The sequence below is a fragment of the Streptomyces lienomycini genome (assembly GCF_027947595.1).
Taxonomy (GTDB): domain Bacteria; phylum Actinomycetota; class Actinomycetes; order Streptomycetales; family Streptomycetaceae; genus Streptomyces; species Streptomyces lienomycini.
In genome coordinates this window covers 2,769,638-2,790,293 of sequence record NZ_CP116257.1, presented here as the reverse complement: position 1 = coordinate 2,790,293, position 20,656 = coordinate 2,769,638, and the positions used below count along the sequence as shown (strand labels likewise).

At 72.2% G+C, this 20,656-nt stretch carries 15 protein-coding genes; all 15 read right to left on the bottom strand.

Going from position 1 to position 20,656, the window contains the following annotated elements; all coding sequences use genetic code 11:
- Positions 1 to 74 precede the first annotated feature (74 nt).
- The 15 genes from BJ961_RS12580 to BJ961_RS12510 all read right to left on the bottom strand — a co-directional run bounded on the left by BJ961_RS12580 (position 75) and on the right by BJ961_RS12510 (position 20,401).
- On the bottom strand, positions 75 to 1,295 hold the full coding sequence (locus BJ961_RS12580) for a sugar phosphate isomerase/epimerase family protein (RefSeq protein ID WP_271321389.1): 1,221 nt from the start codon (positions 1,293 to 1,295) through the stop codon (positions 75 to 77).
- Between the two features lie 114 nt (positions 1,296 to 1,409).
- Positions 1,410 to 2,807 carry a nucleotide pyrophosphatase/phosphodiesterase family protein gene (locus tag BJ961_RS12575; protein ID WP_271321388.1) on the bottom strand — a complete coding sequence of 466 codons (1,398 nt, stop codon included), beginning with the start codon at positions 2,805 to 2,807 and terminating at the stop codon, positions 1,410 to 1,412.
- Complete coding sequence (eboE, locus tag BJ961_RS12570) at positions 2,804 to 3,979, bottom strand: metabolite traffic protein EboE (protein ID WP_271321387.1); 1,176 nt, start codon at positions 3,977 to 3,979, stop codon at positions 2,804 to 2,806. Before eboE ends, BJ961_RS12575 begins: the two co-directional genes overlap by 4 nt.
- A 3-nt stretch (positions 3,980 to 3,982) precedes the next feature.
- Positions 3,983 to 4,831 carry a TatD family hydrolase gene (locus BJ961_RS12565; RefSeq protein ID WP_271321386.1) on the bottom strand — a complete coding sequence of 283 codons (849 nt, stop codon included), beginning with the start codon at positions 4,829 to 4,831 and terminating at the stop codon, positions 3,983 to 3,985.
- On the bottom strand, positions 4,831 to 5,571 hold the full coding sequence (locus BJ961_RS12560; RefSeq protein WP_271321385.1) for an EboA domain-containing protein: 741 nt from the start codon (positions 5,569 to 5,571) through the stop codon (positions 4,831 to 4,833). Before BJ961_RS12560 ends, BJ961_RS12565 begins: the two co-directional genes overlap by 1 nt.
- A gap of 14 nt (positions 5,572 to 5,585) precedes the next feature.
- Positions 5,586 to 6,587 carry a sugar phosphate isomerase/epimerase family protein gene (locus BJ961_RS12555; RefSeq protein WP_271321384.1) on the bottom strand — a complete coding sequence of 334 codons (1,002 nt, stop codon included), beginning with the start codon at positions 6,585 to 6,587 and terminating at the stop codon, positions 5,586 to 5,588.
- A complete protein-coding gene (locus BJ961_RS12550; protein ID WP_271321383.1) occupies positions 6,584 to 7,666 on the bottom strand; it encodes an SCO3242 family prenyltransferase in 1,083 nt (360 codons plus the stop codon). Before BJ961_RS12550 ends, BJ961_RS12555 begins: the two co-directional genes overlap by 4 nt.
- Positions 7,663 to 8,973 (bottom strand): inositol-3-phosphate synthase, encoded by a 1,311-nt coding sequence (locus BJ961_RS12545; RefSeq protein ID WP_271321382.1) that lies wholly within the window; start codon positions 8,971 to 8,973, stop codon positions 7,663 to 7,665. The genes BJ961_RS12550 and BJ961_RS12545 overlap by 4 nt, the downstream gene beginning before the upstream one ends.
- Positions 8,974 to 9,114: 141 nt before the next feature.
- Positions 9,115 to 12,831, bottom strand: coding sequence for a ThuA domain-containing protein (locus BJ961_RS12540; RefSeq protein ID WP_271321381.1), 3,717 nt, complete (start codon positions 12,829 to 12,831; stop codon positions 9,115 to 9,117).
- A 265-nt stretch (positions 12,832 to 13,096) separates the two neighbouring features.
- Positions 13,097 to 14,095: a sugar phosphate isomerase/epimerase family protein gene (locus tag BJ961_RS12535; protein WP_271321380.1), complete on the bottom strand. Its 999-nt coding sequence runs from the start codon at positions 14,093 to 14,095 to the stop codon at positions 13,097 to 13,099.
- Between the two features lie 16 nt (positions 14,096 to 14,111).
- Positions 14,112 to 15,380 (bottom strand): Gfo/Idh/MocA family protein, encoded by a 1,269-nt coding sequence (locus BJ961_RS12530; RefSeq protein WP_271321379.1) that lies wholly within the window; start codon positions 15,378 to 15,380, stop codon positions 14,112 to 14,114.
- A gap of 86 nt (positions 15,381 to 15,466) precedes the next feature.
- A complete protein-coding gene (locus BJ961_RS12525; protein ID WP_271321378.1) occupies positions 15,467 to 16,513 on the bottom strand; it encodes a substrate-binding domain-containing protein in 1,047 nt (348 codons plus the stop codon).
- 17 nt (positions 16,514 to 16,530) lie between these two features.
- Positions 16,531 to 17,550, bottom strand: a complete 1,020-nt coding sequence (locus tag BJ961_RS12520) for an ABC transporter permease (protein ID WP_271321377.1) — start codon at positions 17,548 to 17,550, stop codon at positions 16,531 to 16,533.
- Positions 17,547 to 19,064 carry a sugar ABC transporter ATP-binding protein gene (locus BJ961_RS12515; RefSeq protein WP_271321376.1) on the bottom strand — a complete coding sequence of 506 codons (1,518 nt, stop codon included), beginning with the start codon at positions 19,062 to 19,064 and terminating at the stop codon, positions 17,547 to 17,549. The genes BJ961_RS12520 and BJ961_RS12515 overlap by 4 nt, the downstream gene beginning before the upstream one ends.
- 155 nt (positions 19,065 to 19,219) lie before the next feature.
- Positions 19,220 to 20,401, bottom strand: a complete 1,182-nt coding sequence (locus BJ961_RS12510) for an ROK family transcriptional regulator (protein WP_271321375.1) — start codon at positions 20,399 to 20,401, stop codon at positions 19,220 to 19,222.
- Positions 20,402 to 20,656 lie beyond the last annotated feature (255 nt).

The window sequence follows — 20,656 nt, the reverse complement described above, 5'->3', positions numbered from 1 at the left end:
GCTTCGCACGGACCGGGCGGTCCCTCCCTCAGTACGCGGAAGGGACCGCCCGGTCCGTGTCGTGGTGCCTCGGATCAGTGGCGACGCTTGCGCAGGGCCGCCAGGTTGTCGTAGCTGATCTTGGCCTCCCGCAGGGACTGGGAGGGGTCGGTGGCGCTCGGTGAGTTGTCGTCCTCGATCATCGGGTTGTGGTAGTTGCGCTGCCCGACCCTGGAGAAGAAGGTCGTGTAGTCGATGACGCCGGTCCCGAAGGGCACCATGTCGTAGCCCTGGCCGTTGGTGGTGCTGACGACGCCGTCCTTGGCGTGGAACAGCGGGTAGCGCCGGTTGTGGCGGACGACCAGGCCCGCCGGGTCGAAGACGTTCTTCCTGGTGGAGCCGTCGTGGGCGGTGTACTCGCGGAACTTGTACTGGGCGACGTGCGCCCAGAAGATGTCCATCTCCAGCCACACGACTCTCGGGTCGGTGACCTTGAGGAAGTACTCGAGCTTCCGGATGCCCGAACTGCGGGTGGGCCGGCCCTGGCCGTCCAGCGGGCCGCCGTCGAGCAGGAAGCCGTAGGCGCTGTCGTGGTTGTGGGTGTAGAGCTTGATGCCCTCCCGGTGGGCGATCGCTCCGAGGGCGTTCCACTTGTCGGCGGCGACGTCCCAGTCGGCACGGTACGAGCTGCCGGTGGGGTCGCCGCCGGTGCCCATGTGGTCCATGCCGAGGATGTTGGCGATCTCCAGGTGCTTCTTGAAGGTGTCCTTGTCCGCCGTGGTCAGCGGCCAGGAGGACGGGATGAAGCCGTGGTTGCCCTGGGCGCGCAGACCGTAGTCGTCGAGCCAGGAGCGCAGCAGCCGGGCGCCCTTGACGGACTCCAGGCTCGCGCCGCCCGGCGCGTTGGCGTGCTGGTTGTACCCGGCGAACTCCACCTGGCGGTAGCCGTGCCGGGCCAGCTGCTTGAACACCTCGCGGAAGCCGGAGGGCAGGTCGGAGGCGAGGGGGTCGCGGGCCGTGGCGTCCCGGACGGTGTAGAGGATGATGCCGCGCTTGTCGGCGGGGACGAGGATCTGCCCGTGGCCGTGGCCGTGTCCATGGCCGTGGTCGTGGTCGTCGTCTCTGCCCCGGCCGTGGGCGAGGGCCGGGGAGGCGCCGAACACGGGGGCCGCGACGGCTCCGGCCGCCACGGCGGTGCAGGTGCTGAGGAAGCGGCGCCGGCCTACGCCCAGGCTGCGGCGCAGGCTCTCGTCCGGGCCGTCGGCGGCCGGGGCGGTGCCGGCGTCGGTGCGGGAGGGGTCGGTGAACGGGGTCACGGATGCCTGCCTTCAGGGTCGTGGCCTGCGCCGATGCGGCTCGGGCGGGCCGTTGTCAGTGCCGTGTGCTTCACTCTCAGTAGTCGGATGGAGGCGGGTGCACCGGGTGGTGCGTCAGCCGAGTCCGGCCAGCCGGAGCAGGAGTTGTTTCACGTCGGTGGCCGCGACGCGGTCTCCGACAGCGCGGGGGGTGGAGCAGATGAGGAGCGGACCGTCGTCGTCGCTCGCGGGGAGGCGGCCGTGGCTGCCTCGAATAGGTGAGGCGTCCAGGGGCACGACCGCCATGCGGTAGCGCATGCCGAGTTTCTTGCGGGCCAGGGCGCCGGCCGCCTTGACCTTGACGTAGGGGTCGAGTGGATCCATGAACAGCTCGACCGGGTCGTAGCCGGGTTTGCGGTGGATCTCGACGAGCTGCGCGAAGTCGGGCGCGCGGTCGTCGTCGAGCCAGTAGTAGTACGTGAACCAGGCGTCCGGCTCCGCCACGGCGACGAGTTCGCCGGCGCGCGGATGGTCGAGGTGCTGGGCCTTCTTGCCCTCGTCGTCGAGGAGTTGCTCGATGCCGGGCAGTCCGTCCAGGGCGGCGCGGGTCGCGTCGAGGTCCTCGGGGCGGCGGACGTACACGTGGGCGATCTGGTGGTCGGCGACGGCGAAGGCGCGGGAGGCCATCGGGTCGAGGTATTCCATGCCGTCCTGGGTGTGCACCTCGAGGAGCCCGGCGCGGCGCAGGGCGCGGTTGATGTCCACGGGCCGGCTGACGGGGGTGATGCCGTACTCGGAGAGCGCGACGACGGTGCGGCCCTCGGTGCGGGCGTCGTCGAGCAGCGGTGCCAGCGCCGCGTCCAGGTCGGCGGCGGCCTTCAGGGAGCGCGGGTCGTCGGGGCCGAAGCGCTGCAGGTCGTAGTCGAGGTGAGGGAGGTAGCAGAGGGTCAGGTCGGGATGGCGGGTGGCCATGATGTGCCGGGTGGCGTCGATGATCCACTGGCTGGAGACCAGGTCCGCGCCGGGTCCCCAGAAGTGGAAGAGGGGGAAGGTGCCGAGCTTGTCGGTGAGTTCGTCGTGCAGGGCCGGGGGCCGGGTGTAGCAGTCGGGTTCCTTGCGGCCGTCGGCGTAGTAGACGGGACGGGGGGTGACGGTGATGTCGGTGTCGGCGCCCATGGCGTACCACCAGCAGATGTTGGCGACGGTGTAGCCGGGGTGGGCGCGGCGGGCGGCGTCCCAGAGTCTGTCGCCGGAGACGAGGCCGTTGTGCTGGCGCCACAGCAGGACGTCGCCGAGTTCCCGGAAGTACCAGCCGTTGCCGACGATGCCGTGCTCGGACGGTGTGGTGCCGGTGAGGAAGGTGGACTGGGCGGCGCAGGTGACGGCGGGCAGGACGGTGCCGAGCGGTGCGCGGGAGCCGGACTGGCCGAGCTGCTTGAGGTGGGGCATGTGGTCGAGGAGACGGGGGGTGAGGCCGACGACGTCCAGGACGAGGAGGGGGGTCGGTCCGTCGGAGGAGGTGGGTCGGGTCATGGCAGTTCCTTCAGGCCGAGGTCCGTCAACAGGTCGCGGGCGAGGGTCAGCTCGGCGGCGATGCCGTCGGTGAGCTGGGCGCGGGCGCGGGGCCGCAGCTCGGGCGGGAGGGCCTGCCAGGTGTAGGTCTCGACCTCCAGGTGGTGGGTGAGGGGGTGCGGCCCGCCGACGAGCCGGGTCAGCGCGGCCTTGAGCACGGGGAGGGTGGAGGTGAGGGGCGCGGCGGGGGCCGCGTGGAGGGGGACGTGGAAGTGGGAGCGCCACGGCGCGGTGCGGGGCAGGGGGCCGCCGTCCGTGAGTGCCTCGTCGAGGTCGTCGGTGCCGTGGAGGCCGCCGGAGGGGGTGGTGGTGCGGGTCTGGTGCAGGAAGCGCGGTTCGGCGAACGCGGCGAGGGCTTCGCGGACGGCGGGGTCTGCGGGGTGTTCGGCGTGCAGTGCGGCGGACAGCTGGGACTTGACGACGGGTACGCGGGCGGCGGTGAGGGCGTCCAGGGCGGTGTGCGGGTCTTCGAAGGAGGTGGCGAGGTGGCAGGTGTCGACGCAGATGCCGATGCGTTCGTGGCCGATCGCGGTCAGGGGGGCGATGGCGTCGTGGGTGGTCTCGACGACGCAGCCGGGTTCGGGTTCCAGGCCGATGCGGATGGAGCGGCCGGTCAGTTCCTGGAGCGCGTCGAGGCGTTCGGCGAGCGTGGCGAGGGCGGCGCGGGCCTTGTCGGCGCGGGTGTCGTCGTAGGCGGTGCGCCAGGCGAGCGGCAGGGTGGAGATGGTGCCGTCCGTGACGTCGTCGGGCAGGAGTCCGGCGAGCAGTCGGGCCAGGGAGGTGGTGTGGTCGAGGCGTTCGGGGTCGGCCCAGTCCGGTTTGTAGACGCGGTGCTTGACCTCCTCGGCGCCGAAGCCCTCGTACGGGAAGCCGTTGAGGGTGACGACTTCCAGGCCGCGCCGGTCGAGTTCGGTGCGCAGGGCGCGCAGGGCGGCGGGGTCGGTGACCAGGGCGTGGGCGGCGTCGCGGGCGAGCCACAGTCCGATGCCGAGACGGTCGCGGCCCAGGCGCCGGCGGACCGGCTCGCAGTGGTCGCGGAGCTGGGCGAGGACGCCGTCGAGGGTCTCGGCGGGGTGGACGTTGGTGCAGTAGGCGAGGTGGACGGTGGAGCCGTCGGGGTGCCGGAAGCGCATGGCTCACTCCCCGCCGCGCAGGATGGAGTTGCCCTCGTGGGTGGCGTCGCCCGAGGCCACGTCGAGTTCCAGGCGTCCGCTGAGTCCGTAGAAGGCGACGGGGTTGCGCCACAGCACCCGGTCCACGTCGTCCTCGCCGAAGCCCTCGGCGAGCATCAGGTCGCCGACCTTGCGGGTCTTGAGCGGGTCGCTCCTGCCCCAGTCGGCTGCGGAGTTCACCAGGACCTGTTCCGGGCCGTACTCGCGCAGGAGGGCGACCATCCGGGTCTCGTCCATCTTGGTGTCCGGATAGACGGAGAAGCCGAGCCAGGCGCCGCTGTCCTTGGCCTCCTTGACGGTGGTCTCGTTGAGGTGGTCGACGAGTACCCGGTCCGTGGGCAGGGCGGACTCGCGGACCGCGTCCAGGGTGCGGCGCAGGCCGGCGAGCTTGTCGCGGTGCGGGGTGTGCACGAGGGCGGGCAGGCCGTGGTCGGCGGCCAGTTGGAGCTGGGTGGCCAGTGCGGTGTCCTCGGCGGGTGTCATCGAGTCGTAGCCGATCTCACCGACGGCGACCACCCGGTCCTTGACGAGGTAGCGGGGCAGTTCGTCGAGGACGGGCAGGCAGCGGGGGTCGTTCGCCTCCTTGGGGTTGAGGGCGATGGTGCAGTGGTGGGCGATGCCGTACTGGGCGGCGCGGAAGGGTTCCCAGCCGAGGAGGGCGTCGAAGTAGTCGCGGAAGGAGTCGGGAGAGGTGCGGGGCTGGCCGAGCCAGAAGGAGGGTTCGACGACGGCGCGGACACCGGCGGCGTGCATGGCCTCGTAGTCGTCGGTGGTCCGGGAGGTCATGTGGATGTGGGGGTCGAAGATGCGCATCAGGACTCCTTGCCGTGGGGGTCGGCCGTGCCGGGCGCGGGGCGTCCGGACTCGGTCAGGGCCAGGACGCGGTGCAGGTCTTCGGGGACGGTGCGGTCCGCGGCGGTGCGTTCGGCGGCGTAGTCGGCGAGCATCCGGGCGAGTTCGTCGTCGTCGTGGGCGCGGCGGGCGAGGTCCGCCACGCTGTCGACGGGGACGCCGGTGAACAGGCACTTGAGTACGGCGTGCCGCCACTGGTGCGGGTCGAGGTGCCGGGCGGCGTACGGGCCGAGGGCGGCGGCGACGAGCCGGGTGTCGTTGGTGCGCAGCGCGTCCTCGACGAGTGGGAGGGCGTCCGGGCCCGGCACGAGGTGGGGCAGGGCGTGCAGGACGGCGCGGCGTTCGTCGGCGGTGCCCTGGGTGTAGACCCGGGTGAGGGCGTCCGTGTCGGCGCGGGCGGCGTGCAGGACGAGGACGCGGGCGGCGTCGGCGTGGGCGGGCCCGCAGCGGCGGCCGGCCTCGGCGAGGCGCAGTTCCCACACCGAGATGGGGCCGTGGGTGCCGGGGTGGGCGGTGGCCTCGTCCAGGGCCTGGTCCAGCCAGGCGCGGGCGGCTCCGCCGAGCCGGGCGGAGAGGGCGGCGCGCAGGTCGGCGGGCGGGGTGTGGGCGGGGGTGGTGCCCTGGAGGTCCTGCCCGCCGCCGGGGGTGCCGTCCGCGTCCTGGGTGTCGGGGGTGACGTGGGTGGCGTGTGGCTGCGTCATGGGGGTGGCTCCCTTCAGTGGGTGGCGGAGGGCGGGCCCGAGCGGTTGGTGCGGGGTGGCGGCGCCGGTGCGGCGCGGCGCAGGAACGGGAGGGAGTGTGCGGCGAAGTGGGGGCCCGCGTGGGAGTGGCGGGGCAGTTCGACGACGGTCAGGCCCTGGTAGCCGGTGGCGGCGAGGGCCTCGAGGACGGGCGGGAAGTCGATCTCGCCGTCACCGAAGGGGAGGTGCTCGTGGACACCGCGGCGCATGTCCTCGATCTGCACGTGGCGCAGCCAGGGGCCGGCGGCGCGCACGCAGTCGGCGGGAGGGAGGGGTTCGAGGCACTGGCAGTGGCCGATGTCCAGGGTGAGACCGAGGGCGTCGGGGTCTCCGAGGGTGCGGCGCAGGGTGTGGAAGTCGGCGAGCGTGGCGAGGAGGTGGCCCGGTTCGGGCTCCACCGCGAGGGGGACGCCCGCGGTGGCGGCGGCGTCCAGGGCCGGGGCGAGGGACTCGGCCAGCCGCTTCCATGCCGTGTCCTCGTCCGTTCCGGCCGGGGTGATGCCGCTGAAGCAGTGCACGGCGTGGGCCCCGAGGTCGGCGGCGACGTCGACGGCACGGACGAGGAGGTCCGCGCGGCGGGCGCGGTCCGCCGGGTCCGGGTCGAGCAGGGAGGGGCCGTGCTTGCGGCGCGGGTCGAGGACGTAGCGGGCGCCCGTCTCCACGGTGACGCCCAGGCCGAGGGCGTCCAGTCGTCGCGCCACCCGCCGGGTGCGGGCGGCGAGGTCGTCGGCCAGGGGGTCGAGGTGCATGTGGTCGAGGGTCAGGCCGACGCCGTCGTATCCCAGGTCGGCGAGGAGGGCGAGGGCGTCGTCGAGGCGGAGGTCGGTGAGCCCGTTGGTCCCGTAGCCGAAGCGGAGCGGGTGGGGGGCGGGGCCGTCCCCGGGTTCGTTCGGGTGCTGGTTCGGGTGCTGGTTCGGGCCCTGATTCGAGTGCTGGTTCGGGTGCTGGTTCGGGCCCGGGTTCGGGTGCTGGCTCATGTGATGCTCACCCTCCGCATGGCGGCCCTCCGCGCGAACAGCCGGCCAGCCGGGGCGAGGGCCGCGACCAGGAGGGAGGTGGCGCTCGCGCCGGAGCGGGCGGCGAGTGCCGCCTGGAGCGGGATCGTGGCCCGGATGCCGCCGCCCACGGCGCGTTGGGTGAGTGGGGGCGACGGGTTGAGGGCGGCATGGAAGTAGGGGCGGGCCGCCGTGGCGGCGTAGGCGGCGCCCAGCGCGACCGTGAGGGCCTCGGCGGCGGGTGACGGGGCCGCAGTGGAGCCCGGCAGGCCGGGGGCGGCTGCTGCCCGCCGGCCTGCCGGGAGTCGGGCGGGGCGGTGCGTGACCAGGCGGGCCAGCACCCCGGTCGTCGCGAGGGCCGCCAGCGGGGCCAGGACCGCACCGCCGGTGGTCTCGCGGCGGGAGACGGCCGTGACCGCGAGGGTGTGGCCGCCGAGCAGGGCGGCTGAGGGCAGCGCGGCCCGGGTGCCTCCGCCCGTGGCGGCCGCGCCCAGGAGCAGGTCGAGTCCGCGGGCGGCGGCCATGGCCGCGGGACCGGCCGGTGTGTGCTTCAGGGCGAGGTCGTAGGCCCAGACGGTGGCCGCCAGGGGCGCGGCGACGGCGAGGGCCGGTCGTCCCGCGCCGGCGGCCATCGCCAGTCCGGCGCCGGTGAGGACGCCGGCCGCGGTGAGCGCGGCGGCAGGGCGGATGCGGCCGGACGGGAGGGGGCGGTGGGGTCGCTCGGCGGCGTCCTCGGCGCGGTCCGCCCAGTCGTTGAGGGCCATCCCTGCCTCGTACAGGCACAGGGAGGAGCCGATGGCGAGCAGGGTGCGGGGGCCGGGGCGGACACCGGCCGCCGCCGCCCCGGCCAGGGCGTCGCCGGGGACGGTGAACAGGGCCGGCAGGCGCAGTAGTTCGGCCCAGGCGCCGGCGCGGGAGGCGAGGCCGCCGTGGGGGCGGGGCCCGGCGCCTTCGGGAGGCGGGCCCGCGTTCTCGGCGGAGGCCGGGCACCGCGCGGCCGTCGTGCCGGTCGTGCCGGTCTCCGCGGGCGTGTCCGGGGCCGTGGCGGCGGCGCGGTTCATCGTCGCGCCCCGTGCTCGTGGATGTCGTCGCTCTGCCGATCGGCCGTGGCGTCACCGGTGTCGCCCCCGGGTGCCCAGGCCGCGCGCTCGGCGACATCGTTGCCCTCGCCGTGCCCCGCGGTTGCCACGTCGGCCGTCACGACGCCCTGAGCGGCGGCGTCGGCTCCGTCGGCCCGGGTCTCTCCCCCGAGCCGTCCGGCGAAGCGTTTCAGCTCGGCGTACTGCTCGGCCAGGGACGACGGCCCGTCCCCCACCGGGTCCTTGAAGAAGAAGCCCAGTTCACCCAGCGGCCCGGACAGCCCCTTCTGCCGGGCGCGGGCGACCAGCCGGGCCAGGTCCAGCACGAGCGGGGCGGCGAGGGACGAGTCGCAGCCCTGCCAGGTGGTCTGGAGGAACATGCGCGCGCCGAGGAAGCCGTCGAACGCGATGTGGTCCCAGGCGGTCTTCCAGTCGCCGAGCGCGGGGACGTCGTCGATGTGGACCTCGCCCTCGACGGGCGCACCGAGGGTGTCGGCGAGGACGCGTTCCTTGCCGGCGTTCTTGGCGGCGGCCGCCGCCGGGTCGGCCAGCGCGGCACCGTCGCCGCCGCCCAGCAGGTTCGTGCCCGACCAGGCGCGCACGGCCAGCGCCCGCTGTGCGAACATCGGGCCCAGCACCGAACGCAGCAGGGTCTGACCGGTCTTGCCGTCGCGGCCCGCGTACGGCAGGCCGCTCGCGGCGGCCGGTGCGGCCAGTGCCGGATGGTGCAGGCCGGTCGACGGGGTGAAGTTGACGTACGGGCAGCCGGCCCGCAGCGCGGCGGCCGCGTACAGGGAGCTGGCGGGGAGGGTGCGTCCGGTGGGGGCGGGCTCGGTGGAGGCCACGTTCACCACCACCGTACGGTCGGCTCCGCAGCGTCGGGCGAAGTCGGTGATGTCCGCGGCGAACGCGGCGATCAGTTCCTCCTCGTCCCGGGTGTCGCCGGGCAGCGGGCCGCCGGGGCGGATCTCGCGGTCGGCCGCGGCCAGTTCGGCGTGTACGGCCGAGGGGAGTCCGTGTGGCAGCACGCCGCCCGCGGCCAGTGCCTCCGCCCGCTTGGGCAGGGGGCAGTCCACGGTGTCGTGGCCGCCGAAGACGAGGGACGAGAGGGCGGGCAGCCCCGCGCCGGCGAAGTCGGGGGCCTCGGTGACCATGCCGGTCGGGGGATGCAGCCCCGCGGTCACGGCGGCGCAGCCCGCCACCACCGTGGTGGCGACGGAACCGCGGGCTCCGATCAGCCAGACACCGGTACGGGAGCCGTGGGAGGAAGCAGAGGGGGACGCGGACATGGGCAGCCTCCTTGTCGAGCGCGTCGGGCACACACGAGCGGTGGTACGGCCGGGGGGGGTGTTCCGTCGGGGTGACGGCGGGCGGAGGTCCGGCGTCCTCCGCCCGCCGCCGTTCCGGTTGCCCCGGAGGGGCGGGGCGCTCTAGGAGGGCAGTTCCTTGAGCTGGATGTCGCGGAAGGAGACCTGGTCGTCGGCGCCGTGGTTCTGCAGGCCGATGTAGCCGTCGGTCAGGCTCCGCTCGGGGTCCTTGTTGGTGAAGTCGTTGATCTTGACTCCGTTGAGGAACACCTGGAGGCGTTCGCCCTGGACCTTGATCTCGTAGGAGTTCCACTGGCCGGGCGGCCGCAGAACCTGGTCACGGGCCTTGATGTTCGCCGCCTTGAAGGTGTAGATCGCACCGGTGGTGCGGTCCACGGCGTCCGTGGCGTCGATCTGGATCTCGTAGCCCTTGTTCACGGCGGACCAGGGGTCGTCGGAGGCCGGGAAGCCCACGAAGACACCGGAGTTGTCGTCGCCCCGCATCTTCCAGTCGAGCTTGAGGGAGTACGACTTCAGCTCCTTGGCCTGGTACCAGAGCAGGCCCATGCCGCCCTCGGACTGCAGGACGCCGTCCTTGACGTTGAACTTGCCGGGGCCGGCCTGCTTCCAGCCGTCCAGGGTCTGGCCGTTGAAGATGTCCCGGTAGCCCTTGCCGGGCTTGCAGTTGGCCTTGACCTGGCCGGTGGCGTACTGCATGCCGCCGAGCAGGTGGCCGCGGAAGGCCTCGTCCGCGTAGGACTCCTTGGTGTGGCCGAGGCCGGTGTAGAAGGAGCGGCCGCCGCCGTAGTTCTGGCACCAGGCGATCGGGTGGTCGCCCTTCATGTTCCCGCCCTCGTAGGTCGTCTCGTCGAGGGTGGCGAGGACCTTGGCCTGCTCGCGCGGGTTGGTGCGGTAGTTGTACAGCTCGTCGGTGCGCTCCCAGGTGTCGTCGAGGTGCGCGGTGGCCGGGTGGTCGTGGTCCTCGACGCGGACGGTGGCCTTCTGGATGGCCGGGTGCGAGTCGAAGTAGGCGCCGACGAGGCCGCCGTAGAACTCCCAGTCGTACTCGGTGTCGGCGGCGGCGTGGATGCCCATGTAGCCGCCGCCGTTCTTGACGTAGTTCTCGAACGCCTTCTGCTGATCGGCGTTGAGTACGTCACCGGTGGTGGACAGGAAGGCGACCGCGTCGTACTTGGCGAGGTTGGCCGTGGTGAACTGTCCGGCCTCCTCGGTCGCGGTGACCGAGATGCCGGCCGGGGTGCCCAGCTCCTTCAGGGCGGCGATGCCGGCCGGGATGGAGTCGTGGCGGAAGCCGGCGGTCTTGGAGAAGACCAGGACCTTCTTGCCGGCGTTGAACGGCTCCTTGGAGAACTCGAAGTCGTCCACGTCGAACAGCGCGCCCTCGCCGCCCTTGAAGACCAGGTAGACGTCGGTGGTCTTCTTGGGCAGGGACCGCAGCGGCACGTCGACGTTCTGGAAGGTCTCCCAGCTGCCGGTGGGCGGGATGTACGCCGAGCCGTGCAGCTTGCCGGTGGGCGAGCCGGTGCGCACCTCGATGTAGCCGCCGGCGCCGCCGGAGGAGGCGCGTACGGTCAGCTTCTTCTGCCCGTCGAACTTGTAGGGGCTGAAGGAGATCCAGTCGCCGTCGTTGATGTCGCCGACGGTCTTGCCGCCGTTGGCACCGGTCTTGTCGATGGGCGACACGCCCTGCTGGGTGGTGAAGTGCTCGGCCTGGCGGTGCGGCGGCTGGATGACGGTGCGGGCGGTGCCGGTCAGGGCCTCCTGGCCGTTGGCCCCGCCGTCGGTGTAGCTGGCGCCGACGACGCCGTAGATGTTGGCGTTGGGGTCGTGGCCGCCGTCACCGGGCGGCGGGTTGAGGGTGCCCTCGCAGCCCATCTCGCTGGTCAGCTCGTGGGCGTGGGAGTCGTGGCCGAGGCTGTAGGCGACCTTGACCCTGGAGCAGTCGATCGTCTCCTCGGGGTCGGTGACCTTCACCTTGAACGGGATGGGCTGGCCCATCGGGAGCAGGGTGCCGTTGCCGGGGGTCTCGATGACCACCGTGGGCTCGGTGTTGCCGACCACGATCCGGACGCTGGCGTTGCCGGTGTTGCCCTCGGGGTCCTTGGCGGTGAAGGTCGCGGTGTAGGTGCCGACCTTCTTGTACTTGTGGGTGGGGTTCAGCCCCTCGCCCTTGGTGCCGTCGCCGAAGTCCCAGGCGTAGGTGAGGTCCGGGGAGTCGGCGTCCTTGGCGGTGGCGGTGAAGGCGACCTTCAGGCCGGCCGCGCCGGAGGTCTTGTTGGCGCTCACCTCGGCGATCGGGGAGAAGCCGTCCGCGGCGTTCTCGATCCGGTAGAGACCGGAGTCCTTGTCGCCCTGGAACCAGGACAGGCCGTAGTCCAGGACGTAGAGCGCGCCGTCGGGGCCGAACTCCATGTCCATGATCTGGGTGCCGGTCCACGGGAAGTCGTTGATCTTCGCGACCGCGCCGTCCTCGGTCTGCTCGATCCGCTTGATCCACCGGCGGCCGAACTCACCGGCGAAGAAGTCCCCGTCGTACTCCTCGGGGAACTTCACGCTGGACTCGAGCTCCGGGTCGTAGCGGTAGACCGGGCCGCCCATCGGGGACTCGGAGCCGCTGCCGAACTCCGGCACGGAGTCGTCGTCGTAGGGGATCCACGCGGCCTGCGCGGGCGGCAGGTCGGTGAGGCCGGTGTTGTGCGGCGAGGTGTTCTTCGGGGCGGCGCAGTCGAAGGTCTCGCCGGAGGTCTTGGTGGCGAAGTCGTAGTCGACGTAGGGGTCGTTGTCGCCGGTGCAGAAGGGCCAGCCGAAGTTGGCGGCCTTGGTGACCTTGGCGAACTCGACCTGTCCGGCCGGACCGCGCTTCGGGTCGGCGGCGCCCGCGTCGGGGCCGTAGTCGCCGACGTAGACCGTGCCGGTCTTCTTGTCGACGCTGATCCGGAACGGGTTGCGGAAGCCCATCGCGTAGATCTCGGGGCGGGTCTTCTCGGTGCCGGGTTCGAAGAGGTTGCCCTCCGGGACGGTGTACGAGCCGTCCTCGGCGACCTTGATGCGCAGGATCTTGCCGCGCAGGTCGTTGGTGTTGCCGGCGCTGCGGCGGGCGTCGAAGGCCGGGTTGCGGTCCGGGCGCTCGTCGATCGGCGTGTAGCCGTCGGAGGCGAACGGGTTGGAGTCGTCGCCGGTGGAGAGGTAGAGGTTGCCCTCGGCGTCGAAGGCGATGTCGCCGCCGACGTGGCAGCAGGTGCCGCGGGAGGCCGCGACGTCCAGGACCTTCTTCTCGCTGGCCATGTCCAGCGTGCCGTTGCCGTTCAGGACGAAGCGGGAGAGGCGGTTGACGCCGTCGAACTTCTTGAAGTCCTCGGCGGTGCCGTTCTCCGGGGCGTCGCCCGCGGGGGTGTCGAGCGGCGGCGCGTAGTAGAGGTAGATCGCCCGGTTGTTCTCGAAGTCCGGGTCGATGCCGACGCCCTGCAGGCCCTCCTCGTCGTGGTTGTAGACGGGGATCTTGCCGACGACCTTGGTGACGCCGCCCTGGTCGGTCAGGCGCAGTGTGCCGTCGCGGGCGGTGTGCAGGACGCTGCGGTCCGGGAGTACCGCGAGCGACATCGGCTCGCCCATCTCGGGCTCGCCCTTGGCGAGCGGAACCTGCTGGAACTGTCCGTCGGCGACGGCTGCCGTGTCGTCGTGTTCCGGGTGGCCGGGGTGCGCGCCCGCGACGGTCGCCGGGGTGCCCACGGCCAGCAGCAGGCCGGTGAACAGGGCGAGGGTGGTGCGGAGCCTGGGGCGCCTGGTGGTGCTGGTGGCTTTGAGTCTGGTTCTGTGCACGAAGTCCCTCCGGGAACGGGGGTGGGCCGTACTGGGATGGGTGCGGAGACGTGCGATGCGGGCGCCGGGGTGCGCCGTCACCCCGGAGGTGCGAGTGTCCTGAACACTTCAGGGACGGTAACCGCGTTCTTCCGGGCTGGACACCCCTTGGACCGCGACCGGTTGAACTTTTTCCCAACTCAGGACAAAGCAGGATTCGGGCAGCCCGGACCGGGCACCGGCGTCTCGGCCGGTCCCCGGTCCTGACCTGCGGTCGGGGCTGCGGTCAGCTGTTGAAGGCCGCGTCGAAGGACGCGCTGGGCGGTTCGAAGTCGAAGGCTTTCAGCCGGGCGAGGGCTTCGGGTGCGCCCTGCAGCCGGTCCATGCCGGCGTCCTCCCACTCGACGGAGACGGGGCCCTGGTAGTCGATGGAGCGCAGCATGCGGAAGACGTCCTCCCAGGGGACGTCGCCGTGCCCGGCCGACACGAAGTCCCAGCCGCGCCGCGGGTCGCCCCAGGGCAGATGGGAGCCGAGCCGTCCGTTGCGGCCGTCGAGGCGCTTGCGGGCCTCCTTGCAGTCGACGTGGTAGACGCGGTCGCGGAAGTCCCACAGGAAGCCGACGGGGTCGAGGTCCTGCCACACGAAGTGGGAGGGGTCGAAGTTGAGGCCGAAGGCCGGCCGGTGGCCGACCGCCTCCAGGGCGCGCTGCGTGGTCCAGTAGTCGTAGGCGATCTCGCTGGGGTGCACCTCGTGCGCGAAGCGGACGCCCTCGGCGTCGAAGACGTCCAGGATCGGGTTCCAGCGGTCCGCGAAGTCCTGGTAACCGCGCTCGATCATGGAGTCCGGGACCGGCGGGAACATGGCGACCAGGTGCCAGATGGCGGAGCCGGTGAAGCCGATGACGGTGTCGACGCCGAGGAGGGCGGCGGCGCGGGCGGTGTCCTTGATCTCGGCGGCGGCGCGCTGCCGTACGCCCTCCGCCTCGCCGTCGCCCCAGATGCGGGCGGGGAGGATCGCCTCGTGGCGCTCGTCGATGATGGCGTCGCAGACGGCCTGGCCGACCAGGTGGTTGGAGACGGCCCAGCACTTGAGGCCGTACTTGTCGAGCAGTTGGTGACGGGAGTCCACGTAGGACGGGTCGGCGAGGGCCTTGTCGACTTCGAAGTGGTCGCCCCAGCAGGCGAGTTCCAGGCCGTCGTAGCCGAAGTCCCGGGCGAGGCGGCAGACCTCCTCGAGCGGCAGGTCCGCCCACTGTCCGGTGAAGAGCGTGAAGTTGCGTGGCATGGCGCTGCCGGCCTCCTCAGGGGGTGATCGGGGTGTAGACGGAGTTCTTCTCGGCGCTCTCCTCGACGGCCGCGAGCACGCGCTGCACCTGCAGCCCGTCGGCGAAGGAGGGTTCGGGGCCGCGGCCCTCGGCGACGGCGTGGACGAGGTCGCGCGCCTGGTGCACGAAGGTGTGCTCGTAGCCGAGTCCGTGGCCGGGCGGCCACCAGGCTTCCAGGTAGGGGTGTTCGGGTTCGGTGACGAGGATGCGGCGGAAGCCGGCGTGCTCCCCCGGTTCCGTCCCGTCGTGGTACTCCAGCTCGTTGAGCCGCTCCAGGTCGAAGGCGAGCGAGCCGCGCTCCCCGTTGAGTTCGATGCGCAGGGCGTTCTTGCGGCCGGTGGCGTACCGGGTGGCCTCGAAGGAGACCAGCGCGCCGGAGGTGAGGCGGCCGGTGAACACGGCGGCGTCGTCGACGGTGACCTGCCCCGTCACCCCGTCCGCCGAGCCCGCGGACAGACCCCGGGGGGCTCCGGCGGGCAGCGGGCGTTCCCGTACGAAGGTCTCGGTGAGGGCGGAGACGCCCGCGATCCGCTCCCCCGACAGGTACTGCGCGAGGTCGACGATGTGGGCGCCCAGGTCGCCGAGCGCGCCCGACCCCGCCAGCTCCTTGCGCAGCCGCCAGGTGAGTGGGGCCTTCGGGTCCACCAGCCAGTCCTGGAGGTACGTCACCCGCAGGTGTCGCAGCCGGCCGACGCGGCCCTCGGCGACCATCCGCCGGGCCAGCGCGGTGGCCGGTACCCGGCGGTAGTTGAAGCCGACCATCGCGAGCTGGCCGCGTGCTCCCGCCGCCTCGGCGGCACTGGTCATCGCCCGCGCCTCCTCGACGGTGTTGGCCAGCGGTTTCTCGCACAGGACGTGTTTTCCGGCGGCGAGCGCGGCCAGGGCGATCTCGGCGTGGCTGTCGCCGGGGGTGCAGACGTCGACGAGGTCGATGTCGTCCCGTTCGACCAGGGTCCGCCAGTCGGTCTCGGTGCTCTGCCAGCCGTGCCGGTCGGCCGCGAGGCGCACGGCGTCGGCGTCCCGTCCGCAGATCGCGGCCAGCACCGGGTTCAGCGGCAGGTCGAAGACCCGGCCGGCGGTGCGCCAGCCCTGGGAGTGGGCGGCACCCATGAAGGCGTAGCCGACCATGCCGACCCGCAGGGGCGGTCTGGACGCGGACGCCCCCGTAGGCCCGGTCCCGGCCCCGCTGTCGGTGCCGGCCGCCTCCTCGGCGTCGGCCCCCTCGGGCTGCTGCGGCTGTCCCATGCGGATGTCCTCCTCGTCGTGGTGGCGCGGTGGGGGTGGGCCCCGCCCCGGCCCGGCTGGTCAGGCCGGGTCCGGGGCGGCGGCCGTCACTTGAAGCCGGTGGACATGTACTGGTCGACGTTGTCCTTGTCGACGACGGCCGAGTAGCAGGTGACCGTCGAGGGGATCTCGAACTCGGCGAGACCGCCGATGCCCTTGCCCTGGCCGAGGGCGCGGGCCAGGTCGATCGCGGAGGCGGCCATGGTCGGCGGGTAGAGCACCGACGCCTTCAGTACGCCGCTGTCCGCCTTGATGGCCTGGAAGGCGGAGAGCGCGCCCGCGCCGCCGACCATCAGGAAGTCGTCGCGCCCGGCCTGCTCGATGGCGCGCAGGGCGCCCACGCCCTGGTCGTCGTCGTGGTTCCACATGGCGTCGAAGTCCGACTGGGCCTGGAGCAGCTGGGACATCTTCGCCTGACCGGACTCGACCGTGAACTCGGCGGCCTGGCGTGCCACCTTCTTGATGTTCGGGTAGTTCTTCAGGCCGTCGTCGAAGCCCTGGGTGCGCTGCTGGGTCAGTTCGAGGTTGTCGATGCCGGCCAGTTCGATGACCTTGGCGTCCGGCTTGTCCTTGAGCTTCTCGCCGATGTAGTGGGCGGCGTTGAGACCCATGCCGTAGTTGTCGCCGCCGACCCAGCAGCGGTAGGCCTGGGGGCTGTTGAAGATCCGGTCGAGGTTGATGACCGGGATGCCCGCCCGCATCGCCTTCAGGCCGACCTGGGTGAGGGCCTTGCCGTCGGCCGGCAGGATGACCAGGACGTCGACCTTCTTGTTGATGAGGGTCTCGATCTGGCCGATCTGCTGCGCGGTGTCGTTGGAGCCCTCGGTGATCTCCATGGTGATCTCGGAGTACTTCTCGGCGCGCTTCTTGGCCTGGTCGTTGACGGCGTTGAGCCAGCCGTGGTCGGCCTGCGGGCCGGCGTAGCCGATGGTGACCGGCTTGCCCGGCTTGTCGTCGGCGGCCGGCTGCGTGTCCGCGGCGGCCTTGTCGTCGCCGCCGTCGGGGTCGTTGCTGGTGCACCCCGTGAGGACGGCACCGGCGGACACGGCGGCGGCTCCGAAGAGCAGCCCTCTGCGACTCGTGAGCTTCGTCATGACGGTGAACCCTTTCCTCAGTGCGTGCTTGCGGTACGGCGCTGGACCAGCACGGCGGCGACGATGATCGCGCCCTTGGCGATCTGCTGCACGTCGGTCTGCAGGTTGTTCAGGGCGAAGATGTTGGTGATCGTGGTGAAGATCAGGACGCCGAGCACGGAGCCGAGGATGTGGCCCCGGCCGCCGGTCAGCAGCGTTCCGCCGATGATGGCGGCGGCGATGGCGTCGAGTTCGTAGAGGTTGCCGTTGGTGTTCTGGCCGGAGCCCGCGAGGGACACCAGCAGGAAGGCGGCGATGCCGCAGCACAGCCCGGACAGCAGGTAGAGGTAGAGCCGCTGGCGGCGGACGTCGATGCCGGCCAGCCGGGCGGCCTCGGCGTTGCCGCCGACGGCGACGGTGCGGCGGCCGAAGGTGGTCCGGTTCAGGACCAGCCAGCCGACGACGGTGACGGCGGCGAAGACCAGGACCAGCGGCGGGATGCCGAGTACGTACGAGTCGCGTTCGGCGAGGTCGAGGACGCCGGGGACGGTGACGACCTGGGTGCGGCCGTCGGTGATCTGCAGCGCGAGTCCGCGTGCCGAGGCCAGCATGGCGAGGGTGGCGATGAAGGGGACCATGCCGCCGAAGGAGATGAGCAGGCCGTTGACCAGTCCGCAGCCCAGTCCCACGACGATCGCGGTGAAGAGGATGCCGACGAACCCGTACTCCTGGGTGGCGACCGTGGTCGCCCACACCGAGGCGAGGGCGACGATGGCGCCGACGGACAGGTCGATGCCGCCGGAGACGATGACGAAGGTCACGCCGACGGTGACGACGCCGATCACGGACGCCTGGGTGAGCACCAGTTGCAGGTTGCGGGTGTCGAGGAACGCGTCGGGCTGGGTGATGCCGCCGATGAGGACCAGTGCGGCGAGCACGCCGAGCAGGGTGAGGGTGCGGACGTCGGCGCGGCCCAACTGGACCCGCCAGGCGGGCGGACCGTCCACGGGGGCCGCCTTGCCGGTACCGTCCCGCGGCGGGGAGACGTGCTGCGTCATGACGCCGGGCTTCCTTCCATCACGAGGTCGAGTACGCGGTGTTCGTCGAGTTCGCGGGCGGGGGCCTCGTGCACGACGCGGCCCTCGCGCAGCACCAGTACGCGGTCGGCGAGGCCCAGCACCTCGGGCACCTCGCTGGAGACCAGCAGCACGGCGAGGCCCTCGTCGGCGAGGCGCCGGATGACGGCGTACAACTCGGCGCGGGCGCCGACGTCGACACCGCGGGTGGGTTCGTCGAGCAGCAGGACCCGGCAGCCGCGCAGCAGCCAGCGGGCGAGTACCGCCTTCTGCTGGTTGCCGCCGGACAGGGTGCGCACGGGCACGGCGGGGTTGTCGGGCCGCAGCGACAGCTCGCGGGTGGCCTTGCGGGCCGCGCCCAGTTCGGCGCCGCGGTCGATCCAGCCGCCGTGCGCGAAACGGGACATGGCGGAGACGGACACGTTGCGGGTGACGGACTCCAGCATCAGCAGGGCCTGGGCCTTGCGTTCCTCGGGGGCGAGCCCGAGCCCGGCGCGGACTGCGGCGCGCACACTGCCCGGCCGCAGCGTCCGTCCGTCGACGACGACCTGGCCGGTGCTGGGTTTCCGGGCGCCGTAGACCGTCTCCAGGATCTCGGAGCGGCCGGAGCCGACGAGTCCCGCGAGGCCGACGATCTCTCCGGGGCGCACCTCCAGGTCGAGGGGGGCGAACTCCCCTTCCCGGGACAGGCCCTTGACGCTCAGCACGGGTTCGCCCGCCGGCCGCCGCGTGGGCCGCTCGGGGAAGACGTACTCGACGTTGCGTCCCGTCATCAGCGCCACGACCTCGCGGGTCGGTGTCGACTCGGCGGGCAGTCCGCCGGCCACGGCGCGGCCGTCCTTGAGGACGGTGACCCGGTCGCCGATGCGGCGGATCTCCTCCAGGCGGTGCGAGATGTAGACGACGGCGACACCGTCGGCGGTGAGGTCGGCGACGATGCGGAAGAGGTTGTCGACCTCGTCCGGGTCGAGGGCGGCGGACGGTTCGTCCATCACGATGAGCCGTACGTCGTGCGAGAGCGCCCTCGCCATGGAGACGATCTGCTGCTGCGCCGCCGACAGGTCCCCGACCAGCCGTCCCGGGTCGACCTCGGGATGCCCGAGTCGCCCCAGCAGCGCGGCCGTCGACGCCTTGGCCGTCCTTGCCCGTACGACGAAGCCGGCGGCGGTCGGCTCATGGCCGAGGTGGACGTTCTCGGCGACGGAGAGGTGCTCGACCAGGTCGAGTTCCTGGTAGATGGTGGCGATCCCCAGGCGCATGGCCGCGATGGGCGAGCGCAGGGTGACGTCCTCGCCGCGCCAGCGGATGGTGCCGGTGTCGGGCTGGTGGGCGCCGGCCAGCACCTTGATGAGGGTGGACTTCCCGGCGCCGTTCTGGCCGAGGAGGCAGTGCACCTCGCCGGCCTGGACGTCGAGGTCGACGCCGTCGAGGGCCCGGACGCCGGGGAACGACTTGGTGATGCCGGACATGCTGAGCAGCGGTGGTTCTGGTGCCATGTGAGGTCCCCTCGGCGGGCGTGCGGGCCGGTGTCAGGGCAGAGCAGAGCAGGGCGTGGCGGAGCAGGGTGACGTGGGTCGGGGCGTGGTGACGTGTGTCGGGGCACAGCGGGGTAGAGCGCCGTGCCGGGCGGGGTGCGAAGTCCGAACGGTGCCTACGCGGGCGAGAACAGGTGGTCGCTGATCAGCCGGGCCGCGCCGATGACTCCGGCGGTGGGGCCCAGCTCCCCCAGGACGATGGGCAGGTTGCCGGTCGCCAGGGGCAGCGACTGGCGGTAGACCTGGGTGCGGATCGCGGCGAGCAGGTTGTGGCCGAGGCCGGTCACCCCGCCGCCGATCACCACCAGGCCGGGGTTGAAGAAGCTGACCAGGCCGGCGATGACCTGGCCGGTACTGCGGCCGCCCTCCCTGATCAGGTCCAGTGCGGTGGCGTCGCCCGCGGCGGCCGCGGCGGCGACGTCGGCGGCGCTGAGGACGCCGTTCGCCTCCAACCGGTTCGCGAGTTCGGCCGAACCGCCCTGTTCGGCGGCCTCCGTGGCGTCGCGGGCCAGTGCCGCGCCGCTGAAGTGGGCCTCCAGGCAGCCCCGGTTGCCGCAGGCGCACTGGCGTCCGTCGGGCACGGCCTGGATGTGCCCGATGTCGCCGGCGCTGCCCGTGGTGCCCCGGTAGACGTCACCGCCGACGACGATGCCGCAGCCGATGCCGGTACCGATCTTGACGACGAGGAAGTCGTGCTGGGTGCGGGCGACGCCCGCGTGCTGCTCTCCCAGCGCCATCAGGTTCACGTCGTTGTCGACCATGACGGGGCAGCCGAGTTCCTGGCTGAGCGCCTCCCGTACGGGGAAGCCGTCCCAGCCGGGCATGATCGGTGGAGCCACCGGCACACCCTCGGGGAAGCGGACCGGCCCCGGGACGCCGATGCCGGCGCCGTCGAAGCCCTCCGCGAGCCCTGAGACCCGCAGTTTCGCGGCCATGGACAACACCTGCTCGAAGACCGCGACCGGGCCCTCGCGCACGTCCATGGGCTGGTTGATGTGCCCGAGGATCTCCAGCTCGGCGTTGGTGACGGCGACGTCGACCGAGGTCGCGCCGATGTCGACGCCGAGGAAGCGCAGTTCGGGGTTGAGGCGGACGTTGTGGCTGCGGCGCCCGCCGCGCGAGGCGGCGAGTCCGTCGGCCACGACGAGACCGGTCTCCAGCAGCCGGTCCACCTCGACGGCCAGTTTCGACCGGGAGAGATCGACCTGATCGCCCAGTTGGGCGCGGGAGTTGGGCCCTCCGTCGCGCAACAGCTGGAGCAGTCGCGCTTGGTGGGCGTTCGCGGGTCGTGCGGTCATGCGTCTCACGAGCCCCTCCCCGCCTCAATCGGCTGTGAGTGTGCCGGTTTCCCGGCCTCGTCCAGTGGCTTGCTTTCGGAGGGAACGTAGCAGTGGGCGCCGGGTGTGGGAAGAAGTCACGCACGAATTGCTGCGAACTTTCTCCACTGAGTGGACAAAGAAGAGCGTGCCATCGGCACACGAGCCTCCTGGTCGCGGACGCCAGAAGGCCGCCCGGCATCACGCCGGGCGGCCACCGAGCAGGCGCTGAACAGG

Excerpts from the sequence above, each read along its gene's own strand:
- BJ961_RS12575 (WP_271321388.1), bottom strand. The coding sequence starts at position 2,807 with ATGACCCGACCCACCTCCTCCGACGGACCGACCCCCCTCCTCGTCCTG.
- eboE (WP_271321387.1), bottom strand. The coding sequence starts at position 3,979 with ATGCGCTTCCGGCACCCCGACGGCTCCACCGTCCACCTCGCCTACTGC.
- BJ961_RS12565 (WP_271321386.1), bottom strand. The coding sequence starts at position 4,831 with ATGCGCATCTTCGACCCCCACATCCACATGACCTCCCGGACCACCGAC.
- BJ961_RS12560 (WP_271321385.1), bottom strand. The coding sequence starts at position 5,571 with ATGACGCAGCCACACGCCACCCACGTCACCCCCGACACCCAGGACGCG.
- BJ961_RS12555 (WP_271321384.1), bottom strand. The coding sequence starts at position 6,587 with ATGAGCCAGCACCCGAACCCGGGCCCGAACCAGCACCCGAACCAGCAC.
- BJ961_RS12550 (WP_271321383.1), bottom strand. The coding sequence starts at position 7,666 with ATGAACCGCGCCGCCGCCACGGCCCCGGACACGCCCGCGGAGACCGGC.
- BJ961_RS12545 (WP_271321382.1), bottom strand. The coding sequence starts at position 8,973 with ATGTCCGCGTCCCCCTCTGCTTCCTCCCACGGCTCCCGTACCGGTGTC.
- BJ961_RS12535 (WP_271321380.1), bottom strand. The coding sequence starts at position 14,095 with ATGCCACGCAACTTCACGCTCTTCACCGGACAGTGGGCGGACCTGCCG.
- BJ961_RS12530 (WP_271321379.1), bottom strand. The coding sequence starts at position 15,380 with ATGGGACAGCCGCAGCAGCCCGAGGGGGCCGACGCCGAGGAGGCGGCC.
- BJ961_RS12525 (WP_271321378.1), bottom strand. The coding sequence starts at position 16,513 with ATGACGAAGCTCACGAGTCGCAGAGGGCTGCTCTTCGGAGCCGCCGCC.
- BJ961_RS12520 (WP_271321377.1), bottom strand. The coding sequence starts at position 17,550 with ATGACGCAGCACGTCTCCCCGCCGCGGGACGGTACCGGCAAGGCGGCC.
- BJ961_RS12515 (WP_271321376.1), bottom strand. The coding sequence starts at position 19,064 with ATGGCACCAGAACCACCGCTGCTCAGCATGTCCGGCATCACCAAGTCG.
- BJ961_RS12510 (WP_271321375.1), bottom strand. The coding sequence starts at position 20,401 with ATGACCGCACGACCCGCGAACGCCCACCAAGCGCGACTGCTCCAGCTG.